A 13,996-nucleotide genomic window follows, 5' to 3' on the forward strand; every position below is an offset into this window, starting at 1 on the left:
AAAAGTGAAGAGGAAAAATTGACGATAAATTGACACAAGATGCGTATGATAATGCTAGAAATTATTTTAAGGAGGCATTATGAAATTGGATTCAATAGTGCGTTTTGCACTTATTGCATCATGTGCAAGCGGGCTTTTTGCACTAGATACGGCAGAATTAGCTAAGCGTTCAGACAAAGGATTCAAACCAGTAGTTGTGAAAGATTGGAAAGCGCCTGATGAGAGCACTATTCCTAACAACCTTTTTGGTGATACTGTGCGTTATGGTAAAGCACTGGTGAATGAAACGTATAAATATATTGGTCCTGAAGCGGCTAATCCTAAAATGCGTTATGCGGGAAACAATCTTGCCTGTTCATCCTGTCACCAAGAAGCAGGGACTAAAAAATGGTCTGGTCCTTTTATGGCAACGTTTCCTAACTTTCCGCAATACCGCAACCGTGATGAAACCATCGGAAGCATCGAAGGGCGTGTCAATGGTTGTATGGAACGTAGTATGAATGGTAAGCCTCTGCCTGAAGACGGTAAAGAGATGCGTGCTATCGTCACGTATATGTACTGGTTGGCGCAAGGTATTCCAGTGGGTGCAAAAGTAGAAGGTGCTGAGTTCCCACAGGTCAATCGTAAGATGATTATGACTCAAGCCGCTGATCCTATCAAAGGCGAAAAAGTTTACAAAGAGTTTTGTGCTTCATGTCATGGTGTAAATGGTGAAGGTGTAAAGCGTGAAGGTAAAGCTAATGGCTATGAGTTCCCACCACTTTGGGGAAAAGACACTTACAACACAGGTGCGGGTATGTATAGAGTCATTCGCGCTGCTGACTGGATTGCAGCCAATATGCCTTTGGGTGCTGACAATAAAAATCGTATTTTAACCGATGAACAAGCGTATAACGTTGCTGCGTATATCAACAACTATGATAAACCGCGTGATGTGAAAGCAAACCGTGAAAAAGATTTTCCTGATCTTAAAGTAAAAGTTCCTGATAGTGATGTTGGACCATACGATGATGGTAAAAATCGTCACCAACACAAGTTTGGCCCGTATCAAGGCATTATTATTCCTGCAAAAAAAGAGCAATAATCGCTAATATGTGGCAGAGATACTCTGCCACATAATGTCACTTCTTTAAAAATCTTCATTTCTTCTACGTCATGACTTTATGTTTAGACTATTTCTTTATAATACGGTTATAAAAATCCAAAAAGAGTCTTAATGAATAAAGAAAAACTTCTTTCAGACACGCAAACTTTGCACCGTTTTATTCAATTGCATTGTGATAAAAAACATCACGATGTTCCTAAAAAGAAAGGTGTATTAGAAGTTAGTTTCAAAGAAGAGGCACTGTGTGAATTGCCGTATCATATCTGTGAAGAGTGCGAAACACTCTTTATCTATGCGTATGGCAGACTTAAAAATTGTCCGCATGAACATAAACCGAGTTGCCGTAAATGTCCTGCCCCTTGTTATGAAAAGCCGATGTGGAAAAAAATGGCTAAAGTGATGATGTTTAGCGGAATGCAACTAGGTCTCACAAAATTACGCAAACTCTTTTCTAAGTAATGCTTCCCTATCTTAGCCATAAAGCACATATGCAACATGTGTATGGCAAAGCACTTTTTAGTATTCCCGTTAATTTAGAATTTGGCTGTCCCAACCGTGAAAAAGATGGTAACGGTGGGTGCTCCTTTTGCCCAGAACATGGCGCTCGTGCGGCTCAAATTGCAGATGCTAAAAACGTGGAAGAGCAGATACAAAAAGCACTCTTTTTTGCAAAAAGACGCTACAAAGCCTCTTCGTTCGCGCTTTACATTCAAGCCTATACTGGAACTTTCGCATCACTCCTCAAACAAAAAGAGGCATATGAAAAACTCTTAAGCCTTTATGCGTTTGATGCCTTTCATATCGGAACACGCCCTGATTGTCTTACATCAGGAACTTTGGAATATTTGCGTGAACTGAGTCAAAAAATAGATGTTGTGGTGGAATTAGGTGTTCAAAGCCTGCACGATGAAAGTTTAGTACGAATGAACCGAGGACACAACTCAGCGTGTTCTCTTGAAGCCATTAAGCGTTTGCATGCGTATGGTTTAAAAGTCTATGCACATCTTATTATCGGCTTACCCAACGAAACGCCTGCTATGTGGAAAGAGAGCGTGCAAGGTTTGGTTGATGCAGGCATTGATGGTATAAAATTTCACAACCTTCACATCATTCACAATACTGACTTAGCACATGAGTATGCCAAAAATCCTTTTGCTCTTTTGAATGAATACGAATACGCCGAAGCGCTTATGGAGCTGCTACGCACTATTCCTTCGCATATCCCTATTTTACGTCTTGCGACTGATACACCAGACGAAGAACTGGTTGCTCCTAAATGGCATATGGCAAAAGGGCAGTTTGGGGAGTATGTGACTCAGAGTATGCGTTATCGTGGTATTGCACAAGGAGATTTGACGATGTATCCTTGCATCTCATATTCTCCAAAAACAGACGCTCACATTTTATTAGAAGATGGTAGTGTCACATTATGGAATAAACGGTACCATGATTATTATCATCCAAAATCGGGTGCATATAGACAAGCAAAAGAGCTTTTTATCGAAAAATCAGACCTCAAAAATCGCCTTAAAAAGGGTGATGTAAAACTTTTAGATATTGGCTTTGGCATGGGATACAACACATTTTGTGCGTCAGAGATGGCTCAAAGTTTAGCGCAAAATACACTATATATAAAAGCAATGGATCAAGATCGTATGCTTTTACAGCAAAGTATGAGCATTGTTCCCAATGCTTCTCATGCCATACTTTTAGAGGCACTCTTTAACAACAATGTATATGAAAATACATTTGCAAACATTGCATTTTTAAACGTAGAAGCGCGTTATGGAGTAACACTTTTGAAAGAATCGTTTGATGTGATTTTTCTTGATCCTTTTATGGAGAGTAATAACGCTTCTTTAGTCACGTTTGATTTTTTCAAAATAGTACAAAAACTCTTAAAATCAGATGGTATTTTAGTGGCTTCCACTTCACTACAAGCAGTGCACGATGGACTGATGCTAGCGGGCTTTGATGTGTGTATCGTGAACGATGAAAAGAGCGATATAAAGGGTATAATAGCAAGACTTTCTTCGTCATCTATTTTACCTGCTAAAGAGCCTTATCGCGACCCTTATGGTATATACAGCGATAAACAAATTGAAACACTGCATCAAAAATCGTCTTAATAACCTCAAAGTAAACGCAAAATTTACATAAAATTTACATACCTTTTCTAAGATGGTCACTATAGAAATCTTAGAAAAGGATGAAAGATGACTCAAATGCTTAATCGAAGAAGCTTTCTAAAGCTCTCTTCAACTGCTGCAGCCGCCGCGGGTATGTCAAGTGTCCCTGGTCTTTTAGGTGCGCTTGAACCCGAACAAAAGGCATTAGTTGGCAGTGCTAAGTTTACAGCCAGTGTTTGCGAAATGTGCAGTACACGCTGTCCTATAGAAGCACGCGTTGAAAATAAAGAGGGTGTGTTTATTCGCGGTAATCCAAAGTCAAAAGGTACAGGCGGACGTGTTTGTGCAAGGGGTGGTTCAGGCTTCAATCAGCTCTATGATCCACAACGTATTGTTAAACCGCTTATGCGTGTAGGTGAGAGAGGCGAAGGAAAGTGGAAAGAAGTCAGTTGGGACGAGGCATACACTTTCATTGCTCAAAAATTAGGTGAGATTAAAGAAAAATATGGTGCTCATACCGTTGCATTTTCGGCGAAAGGTGGTTGGGAAACAGACTATTTGTGTAACTTTGCAGGCGGATATGGCTCACCCAATACCTTTGATCATGGAACGACCTGTCCTTTAGCATACGGCGTTGCGCTTGAAACTGTTTTTGGGACAAGTGGTGTTAGTCGTGATTTTGGAAAATGTAAGTATATGATTAACCTAGGTCACAATGTGTACGAAGGTATCGTTATCTCTTATGCAAGGGCCATTAGCGAAGCTGTTGAAGCAGGGTGTAAACTTATCTCACTCGATCCTCGCTATTCTGTTCTCTCTTCTAAAGCAACCGAGTGGCATCCTGTACGACCAGGTAGTGATGTTGCCTTTATTTTAGCGCTTATCAATGTTTTAATCACTGAGAATCTCTATGATAAAAAGTTTGTTGAGAAATACTGCGAAGGTTTTGATGAACTCAAAGCTTCTGTAGCAACATATACTCCTGAATGGGCTGAGAAAGAGTGTGATATTAGTGCAAAAGACATTAAACGTATCGCTCATGAGTATGCCAAAGCAGCACCTGCTGCGATGATTGATTATGGTCATCGTGTAACTTATACTCCAGAAGAGATTGAATTGCGCCGTGCCATTGTTATTGCAAACGTTTTAATTGGAAACATCGAAAAACCAGGTGGCTACTACTTTAACAAGGGTGCTTCGATGTATAACAAACTTGCAGGTGAAAAAGTGGCACCTGTATTTAAAAAGTTTAAAATACCTGAGTTTAAAAAGTCTGAATTTAAACGTATAGACGGTATTGATTTGCCTGACAGTGAGTTTGGATATATCTCTAAAAAACGTGGTATTTATCAAAAAATCCTTGACGCTGCTGTAGATGGTGTGCCGTATCAACTAAAAGGTTGGGTAATGACGCGTTCCAACCCTGTTATGACGATTACCAACACAGACAAAGTGGTACAAGCACTCAAAAAACTAGACTTTGTTGCTGTAATGGATATTTACATGTCAGATACAGCATGGTTTGCTGACATCGTACTGCCAGAATCAACTTACTTAGAGCGTGATGAAGAGTTTGTAGCGGGTGGAGGAAAAAATCCAACGTATCAAGTTCGTCAAAAAGTAGTTGAACCCATTGGTGATACAAAACCATATTGGATGGTTTTTAAAGAGTTAGCCACAAAAATGGGCTTTGGTGAGTACTTCCCGTATAAAGATATGGATGATATTCGTATGGCACAAGCTGCAGATTTCCCAGAATTGATGTTTGAACTTAAGAAAAATGGATTGGCAAGTGTGGGTGTTCCATTACTCCTTCGCGATAAAAAAAGTGTAGCAGATTTCGTTGCAAAATACCCAGCTGCTGAGACGTTAGTTACGGAAGAAGGATATATCGATGCACCATTTTTTGAGCTAAAAACGCCAAGTAAAAAGATCCAACTCTTTGATGCGAAGTTAGAAAAAACTGCTGGAAGAGGATCTATTTCATTTAGACCTGTTAAGTTGAAAGAAGATGATGAGCTTTTCTTTATTCAAGGAAAAACAGCGCTTCATACCAATGGACATACAGGCAACATACTTTGGCTAAACAATGCGATGCCAACAAATGCGGTATGGATTCATACGGAGACTGCAAATAAACTGGGTATTAAAAATGGTGACAAAATTGAGCTTGCAAATAAATATGGCAAGCAGATTGGTGAAGCACTTTTAACAGTGGGTATTCGTAAAGATACTGTATTTGCCTACTTTGGTTTTGGACACATTTCCAAAGGATTGAAAAGAGCTTATGGAAAAGGTGTTAATAGTGGAACATTGTTGCCACACTTTACTTCACCCGTTGTTGGTATGAACTTACATACCTCAGGCGTTAAAGTAAGAAAAGCGTAAGGGGAATAAAATGCCAAAAAAATATGGAATGATTCATGATGACAACCTCTGTATTGGTTGTCAGGCGTGTAGTATTGCATGTCGTTCAGAAAATAAGGTACCAGAGAGTGTATATCGTTTGCAAGTACGTATTAAAGGTCCTGAGCAACTCCCAAATGGTACATTAAAATATACCTATCATCGTCAATCATGCGTACAGTGTGAGAACACACCATGCGTCTCTGTTTGCCCAACAAAAGCATCGCACAAAGATGAAAATGGTATCGTGAGTGTGGATGTCGATTTATGTGTAGGATGTTTGTACTGCGTTGCAGCATGTCCTTACCAAGCACGTTATGTAGATCCTGTGACAAAAGCACCAGGTAAATGTGATTTTTGTAAAGAGACACGTCTTAAAAGAGGTGAAGAGCCAGCGTGTGTCACAGTGTGTCCAACCGATGCACTCATTTTTGGTGATCTTAATGATCCAAAAAGTGCACTCAATAAAGTACTTTCAACAAAAGTTACTGTACGCAATAAAGAGTCTTTAGGAACAAATCCAAAACTCTTTATCGTGCCTAATAGAAGAGGAGGGATCGAGTCATGAATCAGCTATGGGGTTCTATGGAACAATATAACACCGTTGTATGGCATTGGCCAATTGCTGTCTATCTTTTCTTAGCAGGTCTTTCTGCAGGAGCAATTATTTCAGCAATTGTAGTTAAGTGGATGAAAGGGAATGATGCTTCTTTGAGTGATGGCATTATTAAAGCAGGCGCTATTTTGGCACCTATCACCATCGGTGTGGGTCTTTTTCTTTTGATTTTTGACTTAACACGTCCACTTCATTTTTGGAAATTGTTGATTCATTATAACTTTGGTTCCGTAATGACACTGGGTGTTTTAGCGCTTTTTGCTTATTTCCCAGTGGTGATACTCTTTTTCCTTGGTGTCTTTAAAAAAGAGCTTACTCAGAGTGGACCATTGGCATTCTTAGCACCGTTTGCAGATTTTGCACTTTCAAAAGCAAAACTGATTGAGAGTATTACATTGATTTTAGCGGTAGGTGTAGGTGCGTATACAGGTTTCTTACTCTCAGCAATGAACAGTTATCCACTACTCAATACACCTATCTTGCCGGCACTTTTCTTGGCATCTGGTGTATCTGCGGGTATTTCAGCAAACTTGGTAGTAGGACTTCTTTTCTTTAAAAACTCTACAGCAGAGGGCAATGTAAGCTACTTGCATGGTCTTGATGTTAAAGTGATTTTTGCAGAGCTTTTCTTCCTTTTCATCCTCTTTGTGGGCATGATGTATCAAGGTGGAACTACAGCGCATGTTGCAAGTGCAGCGCTTAGCAGTGGTGGTCTTTCAACACTTCTTTGGGTTGGTGTGATTGGATTAGGATTGTTGTTGCCAATAGGACTTAACTTCGCACTGCCTCATGGAGTGAAACATTCACATGGCTTTGTTATCTTCAATGCCCTGATCGTTTTAGTAGGAGTTCTAGCACTTCGATATTATATTCTTTATGCAGGTCAAACATTCGTTGGATAAGCTTTCACAACTCCCTCTTTTGAGGGAGTTTCTTCTTTTTTCTTCTCAATATGCAAAACGTGAATATTATGATAGAATAATCTTCTTATAAAAATAAGTACTATTAGGTAAATATTAGATAAATTTGTAAATAATCTTTAAAAGATAAGGCACTAGGGTGAAGCTGATTAACTATAGCTACGAAACACTTGAAGCATTAGAACATTTTTCAAGAACCTATTTTAAGCCTAATGATCATTTGTTTATTCAGCTTTTTTGTGGCGATACGGATCAATTAAAAATTACAAAAATACTCCATTTCTTGAAAAAAACCTTTCCTCATTGCGCTATTATTGGTGCAAGTACAGCGGGAGAAATCAAATCAGGTCGTATAAAAACAGGAAGCATCCAAATCAGTTTTTGTCAGTTTGAAAGAAGTGTTGCCAACGTTTCTTATTTTCCTGATGTTAATGAAGAGAGTGGAAAGCGTGCCGCGTCTTTTGTTATCGAAAAGGATACAAAAGTATGTATTGCTTTTGCGCACCCTTTTGCCAACGATGATAGTGAAAATTTTATAGAAGGGTTTAATAGCGTCAGATCAGATATCCCTATTGCTGGTGGTAACGCTGCTGATGATTTTTTATTTGAGAAAGCGTTTATTATCTGTGAAGATCAGATTTATGAGAAGGGTGTAGTCATTGCGGCTCTTAGTGGAAAAACCTTGCATGTCAATAATGATTACTCCTTGGGATGGACTCAAATTAGTAAAGCGCTTACCATCACGAAGGCTGATAGAGGAATCGTCTATGAAATCGAGCATCAACCAATCCAAGAGGTTTACAAACACTATTTAGGCGAAGATGTATTGCACAATCTTCCAAGTAGTGCGATGGAATTTCCTTTTGTTAAAACGTGTGATGATATTGAGGTGTGCCGTTCATTAATTGGTGCTAATGAAGATGGTTCTCTTTTGTTTGCAGGACATTTGAATGAAGGTGAAAAAGTACGTTTTGCCATTGGTAATGTCGAAGAGATTATGGATAAAGCTGTTTTAATACAAGAGAGAATCAATGAAAAGCCTGTTGAGGCTATTTTTGTCTATTCTTGTGCTGTGCGTAAACGCTTTTTACAAAAACAGCTTAACTATGAATTGGGACTTTTACAACAAATTGCTCCAACAACAGGTTTTTTTACCTATGGGGAGTTTTTCCATTCACAACATAAAAATCAACTGCTCAATGTTACAACAACAGTTTTGGCACTGAGCGAATCAGACTATATTATTTCCCACTCTTTGGGTGAAAAACCCGAAGTCAACTGTTCTACGCTCAAGTCTCTCACGCATCTTGTGAACACGACCCAGCACGAGCTTGATGTCAATGTCAATTTTCTCAATCAGTATAAGATGATTTTAGATGAAAGTACCATTGTGTCAAAAATGGATATTCGTGGAAACATTACTTACGTGAATGATGCTTTTTGTCAAGTGACTGGATTACGTAAAGAGGAGATTTTAGGCACGAAACACAGTCAATTTCGCCATCCTAATTCAGAGATAGCAACGTATAATGACCTTTGGAGTACCTTACAAAGAAAAGAGATTTGGAGGGGTGTTTTACACTGTATCAATCCAAAGCAAGAGGTCTTTTATATTAAAAGTACGTTGATGCCTTTTTTAGATGAAAAAGGTGACATTGTAGAGTATATTACCAGTAGTATCAACATAACGGATTTGATTTTAAAAGAGCAGATTATTGAACAGCATTTTAAAGATGAGTTAACAGGCTTTGGTAACCGTGAAGCGCTCTTTTATAGACTCCGCTTAGATAAACGTGCAAAACTTTTAGTACTGATTAATCTTTTAGGGTTTTCAGAGATTAATGATTACTTAGGCTACGATATTGGTGATGAGCTTTTAAAACAAATTGCTAATTTTTTAATGCATATGTTCGATGATCATGCTGATGTGGTTTACCGTATTAATGGGGATGAATTTGCCGTATTAATGGTCGAAGACGATCAAAAAATGTTTCGGAATTTTCGAGATAAAATCAAGCGGATGATCCACAATCTTGAGAAAAAAGTCTTTACCATCAAAGGGTATGAAGTCGTTGTAAGAATTAATGTGGGTGTTGCTGAGGGAAAATCAGATGAGATCTATATGCAATCGCATGTGGCGTTAAAAGAAGCAAAAACGCACAATCAAGCAGTCATGTTTTATGAAATTAATGAATCTTTGAAAGCGAAAACACGCCAAAATCTCCAAGTTATTCAAAAAATTAGAGCTGCTATTGAAAATGATCGTATTGTTCCTTTCTTTCAGGGTATTTATGACAACAAACTCCATAAGATTACGAAGTATGAAGTATTGATGCGACTTCAAGAAGAAGATGGCAGTTACCTAAGTCCTTATTACTTTTTAGATCAAGCAAAAAAAACACGGCTTTATGAAAAATTGACAAAAATGATGATTCACAAGTCGTTTGAATATCTTAAAGATTTTGAGGTTGATTTTTCTATTAACCTCACAAAGGGCGATATTCTCTCATCTTCGGTCAAAGAGTGTTTGTATGAAAATATCAAAAAATATCAGTGCGCACATCGTGTGATTTTAGAGATTGTTGAGTCTGAAGGCATTGAAAATTTTGGAGAGATTACTTCGTTTATTCGTGAAGTCAAAAAGCTTGGATGCCGTATTGCTATTGATGACTTTGGTACGGGGTACTCCAATTTTGCATATTTGGTAAAGCTTGAAGTTGATTTTATTAAGATCGATGGATCACTCATTAAAGATATAGATACGAATGAAACCAGTGCGATGACTGTTGAGACGATTATCTTATTTGCCAAAAAAATGGGTTATGGAATTGTTGCAGAATTTGTAGATCGCATGAGTGTGCAAGAGAAACTTCAAAGTCTTGGTGTTGATTACTCTCAGGGTTATTTGTTTAGTAAACCAAGCCCTATTATTCCACTTTAAAGTCAAATTATCATACAATAAGAGTAAACTAAAGAAGGGTGGAGTATGGCATATCTTCAAGCGCGAAGAGATTTCCTAAAGATAGCAACAACAGGTGTATCTGCCTCTGTTTTAATACCTGGAAGCTTGGGTGCATTGGGAGATGTAGCGCTTAAGGGAGAAGATAAATTTATCCGCTCTGTGTGTGAGATGTGCAGTAGTCGTTGCCCTATGGAAGCTCGCGTTGTCAATGGAAAAACCGTTCTCATTCAAGGCAATTCTTTTGCCAAAGAGATGGGGACCTCTTTGTGTGCTAAAGGGGTTGCGGGTGCTTCGCAGCTTTATGATCCTCAAAGGCTGGTTACACCACTGATTCGCGTGGGAAAACGTGGTGAAAATAAGTGGAGAGAAGCGAGCTGGGATGAAGCGCTCAGTTTGATTTCCAGAAAGTTTTCTGCATTGAAAGAGCGCTATGGTGCTCGCAGTGTCATCTTCTCAGCTAAAACAGGGGAACAGTACGATCTTTTGCGCTCTTTTGCTTCAGCTTATGGTTCACCCAATATTTTTTCACACTGGAGTTCCTGTCCGATTGCAATTGAAAGTGCTTTTGCCCATACGTTTGGTGAAAAGCTATACCGTGATTTTGAAAACAGTACTTACATCCTCAACTTTGGACATAACCTTTTTGAAGGTTTGGATATTCCGCTTACCAAAGCAATGGCACATTTCTCTGCCAATCCTTCTAAAAAATTAGTTGTATGTGATCCTCGCTTTTCCATTATCGCTTCAAAGGCGGATGAGTGGCATCCTATTAAAGCAGGAAGTGATTTAGCGTTTATCCTTTCGTTGCTACATGTGTGGATTAGGGATGGTAAATATGATAAACGATTTGTTGATGAATATACCATTGGTTTTGATCAGCTTTCAGATGCGATAAAAGAGGCAACGCCTCAATGGCAGCAAACGCTTACGGGTATTGATGCAAAAGTTGTAGAACGTATAGCGGCAGAAATGTATGCAGCAGCCCCTCGGTGTATTATTGACTGGGGTCATAAAGCAACGACCACAAAGGCGGAATTTCAGAGAACACGCGCTATTTTAATTGCCAATATTTTGATGGGAAATGTCGAAAAAGAGGGCGGAATCTTTTTTGCCAAGACAGCCGAGCGTATCAATACTCTTGCTTGTGAAAAGGTTGTTCCTGAACTGAGCGATCCTTATCCTAGACCACGTATTAATGAACCTCGCCTTGATGGTGCAGGCGAAGAAGGAGAGCATCGTTTTATTTCTCGCTCACACGGTATTCTTCAAGCCATTCCTGATGCGATACTGTCTCAAAAGCCGTATGCCATTAAAGGATGGTTTTTAACCAGACACAATCCATTGGTGACCGTAGCGTATCCTCAAAAGATGAAAGAGGCGATGGAGCAATTAGAATTTATCGTCGTGAATGATGTTTATCTTTCCGATACGGCAATGATGGCAGATGTCGTTTTACCTGAGGCTACTTACTTAGAGCGTGATGAGGGCATTAGTAAATATTCCTTTAAATCGCCTGTATATGCAATGCGTAACCGCATCGTTCAGCCCATAAATCATACTAAAAATCTTATAGAAATCATTCGTGACCTCGCTGAACGCATGGGTTTTGGAAGCCACTATGCATGGAAAAACATCACAGAGTTACGAGCGTTTCAAGCCAAGGGCGATGCTGAGCTTTTACAAACATTGCTGATGCGAGGCGTTGCTTCCTTTGATGTGCCTCCTCTTTTAGCACGGTGTTCCTCTTCCGTAGAGCGTTTTTGTGAACGTTACCCTAAAAGTCACCTTTTAAAAGATACGCAAGGTCTTTTTAGTCATATGCTGCACTCCTTGAAAACCCCTTCTGGAAAGATTGAGATTTTCTCTGCTGAGATTGAAAAAGCATTTAAAGGATATGGTGTACCAAGAGCCGTGGATATGGACGTAACCCAAGGTTACCCTTATGTTCTTACCAGTGGGAAAAGTGCAGTGCATACCAATGGTCATACGCAAAATATTCCTTATCTTAACATGTTACTTTCCTCAAATCCCATCTGGATGCATCCAAATACAGCTAAAGCACATGGTTTGAAAATGGGCGATACATTTTATCTTCAAAACGCTATTTCTAAAGAGAAGGCAACGGTGTTTATTACGGAAGGGATTCGCCCTGATACCTTGTTTGCTTATATGGGATTTGGACGCGATGCACCAGCATTGAAGCGTACACATGCTAAAGGAACCAATCCTTCCAAACTGCTCTCTTTGGAGAGTGCAACACTCTGTGGAGCGATGATCACCAATGTTGGTGTGAACATCGTGAAGGCATAAGGAGGGCGCATGCAAAAACAGTACCGACTGCTGTATGATGAAAACCTCTGTATCGGGTGTCAGGCGTGTAGCGTTGCCTGTCGTATGGAAAATAGTGTTCCAGATAATGTCTATAGAGTACAAGTACACATGAAAACACTTGGTGTATTTCCTAATCTTGGGATGCAGTATGAGAGACACTCGTGTGTTATGTGTGAGAATCCTCCGTGTGTGAGCGTGTGTCCGACCAATGCCTCCTTTCAGAGCAAAGACGGTTTGGTGCACATCGATGAGAAATCGTGCATATCGTGTAAGTACTGTATTTTAGCCTGTCCTTACCATGCGCGTTTTATTAATCCTCTGAAAAATGTGGTGGAGAAATGCACGTTTTGTTATGAAACAAGGGTTTCAAAAGAGCTGTTACCTGCTTGTGTGAGTACGTGTCCAACCGATGCACTGAGTTTTGGTGATATGCGTCAAAAAGAGTCTTTAGTGCATCAAAAATCACAGAAAGAGGTACTTGTTTTTCCAAAAGCACACCTTGGAACAAAGCCGAAAGTGGCGTTCATCCCTAATCGTAAGGGTATAAAATCATGAGTCCTATGTGGGGAAGTGTAGAACAATATGAGATGGTTCATTGGTCGTGGGCAATTGCGATCTACCTCTTTTTGGCAGGGCTTAGTTCAGGTTCTATCATCGTAGCGCTTTTAGTAAAGTGGAATCGCCATGAACGCAGTAACTCCTCTATTTGGGATGCGATGATTAAAGCAGGTGCCGTCGTAGCGCCAACAGCCATCTTTTTAGGGTTACTACTCTTGGTAGTTGACTTGGGGCGACCGCTTTCGTTTTACTGGTTACTCATTCGCTATAACATCACTTCTGTGATGAGTTTGGGTGTACTCTTTTTGCTGATTTATACGCCTATAGTGATGGTTTTTATGTTGTTGGTTTTTGAGCGTAGTGTCATTAAACATCCTTTTTTAGCTCCATTGGAGAGCTTGATTGCTCTTGTGAAAAGTTTTCACTCGTATGCGAAGATTATTGAGTATTTTCTTTTTGGCGCAGCGCTTTGTATAGGCTCTTACACAGGCTTTTTACTCTCAGCACTCTATGCCATTCCTTTGTGGAACAGTCCACTTTTGCCTATTGTATTTTTAACCTCAAGCCTCTCTTCGGGTGTGGCTGTGAACATTCTCATTGGACTGCTCTTTTTTAAAAGTACAATTAACACAGAGAGTATCAAGTATCTTTTAGTCCTAGATACCAGAGTTATTTTAACAGAGCTTCCTCTTTTAGGGCTCTTTTTCATTGGTCTCTTTTATGCAGGTGGCGATGCGCCTAATGCGGCTAAGATGGCACTTACGCAAGGTTTTTGGGCAGGTATTTTTTGGTTAGGAGTTATTGGCGTGGGACTAGGACTTCCTTTACTGACAGTTATTATTGCTCTTCGCAGTCATGTGTACCGTGTAGGGTATGTTGTGATTAACTCTATGGTGGTTATTTTAGGCGTATTGATGCTTCGTTATTACATCATTTACGCAGGACAAATTTATCTTGGTTAAGGAAAAA

10 protein-coding genes are annotated in these 13,996 nt (G+C 39.5%); all 10 read left to right on the forward strand.

Annotated elements, in window-relative coordinates:
- The first annotated feature begins 79 nt into the window (after positions 1 to 79).
- The 10 genes from UCH001_RS01480 to nrfD (UCH001_RS01525) all read left to right on the forward strand — a co-directional run bounded on the left by UCH001_RS01480 (position 80) and on the right by nrfD (UCH001_RS01525) (position 13,989).
- On the forward strand, positions 80 to 1,084 hold the full coding sequence (locus tag UCH001_RS01480) for a c-type cytochrome (RefSeq protein ID WP_067173335.1): 1,005 nt from the start codon (positions 80 to 82) through the stop codon (positions 1,082 to 1,084).
- Positions 1,085 to 1,216: 132 nt separating this feature from the next.
- Entirely contained in the window at positions 1,217 to 1,564 is a 348-nt protein-coding gene (locus tag UCH001_RS01485; RefSeq protein ID WP_067173338.1) for a nitrous oxide-stimulated promoter family protein, read from the forward strand.
- A gap of 29 nt (positions 1,565 to 1,593) precedes the next feature.
- A complete protein-coding gene (locus UCH001_RS01490; protein WP_231963948.1) occupies positions 1,594 to 3,234 on the forward strand; it encodes a TIGR01212 family radical SAM protein in 1,641 nt (546 codons plus the stop codon).
- A gap of 87 nt (positions 3,235 to 3,321) precedes the next feature.
- Positions 3,322 to 5,622: a thiosulfate reductase PhsA gene (phsA, locus tag UCH001_RS01495; protein WP_067173343.1), complete on the forward strand. Its 2,301-nt coding sequence runs from the start codon at positions 3,322 to 3,324 to the stop codon at positions 5,620 to 5,622.
- A 10-nt stretch (positions 5,623 to 5,632) separates the two neighbouring features.
- Entirely contained in the window at positions 5,633 to 6,208 is a 576-nt protein-coding gene (locus tag UCH001_RS01500) for a 4Fe-4S dicluster domain-containing protein (RefSeq protein WP_067173345.1), read from the forward strand.
- Positions 6,205 to 7,158, forward strand: a complete 954-nt coding sequence (gene nrfD / locus UCH001_RS01505) for an NrfD/PsrC family molybdoenzyme membrane anchor subunit (protein ID WP_067173346.1) — start codon at positions 6,205 to 6,207, stop codon at positions 7,156 to 7,158. The genes UCH001_RS01500 and nrfD (UCH001_RS01505) overlap by 4 nt, the downstream gene beginning before the upstream one ends.
- 157 nt (positions 7,159 to 7,315) lie before the next feature.
- Complete coding sequence (locus UCH001_RS01510) at positions 7,316 to 10,117, forward strand: EAL domain-containing protein (RefSeq protein ID WP_067173350.1); 2,802 nt, start codon at positions 7,316 to 7,318, stop codon at positions 10,115 to 10,117.
- Between the two features lie 45 nt (positions 10,118 to 10,162).
- Positions 10,163 to 12,448 (forward strand): thiosulfate reductase PhsA, encoded by a 2,286-nt coding sequence (gene phsA, locus UCH001_RS01515; RefSeq protein ID WP_067173353.1) that lies wholly within the window; start codon positions 10,163 to 10,165, stop codon positions 12,446 to 12,448.
- A 9-nt stretch (positions 12,449 to 12,457) separates the two neighbouring features.
- The gene (locus tag UCH001_RS01520) at positions 12,458 to 13,024 is read left to right on the forward strand and encodes a 4Fe-4S dicluster domain-containing protein (protein WP_067173372.1); all 567 of its coding nucleotides are present in this window, start codon (positions 12,458 to 12,460) and stop codon (positions 13,022 to 13,024) included.
- Entirely contained in the window at positions 13,021 to 13,989 is a 969-nt protein-coding gene (gene nrfD / locus UCH001_RS01525; protein ID WP_067173375.1) for an NrfD/PsrC family molybdoenzyme membrane anchor subunit, read from the forward strand. Before UCH001_RS01520 ends, nrfD (UCH001_RS01525) begins: the two co-directional genes overlap by 4 nt.
- Positions 13,990 to 13,996 lie beyond the last annotated feature (7 nt).

It is taken from the genome of Sulfurospirillum sp. UCH001, assembly GCF_001548035.1.
GTDB lineage: Bacteria > Campylobacterota > Campylobacteria > Campylobacterales > Sulfurospirillaceae > Sulfurospirillum.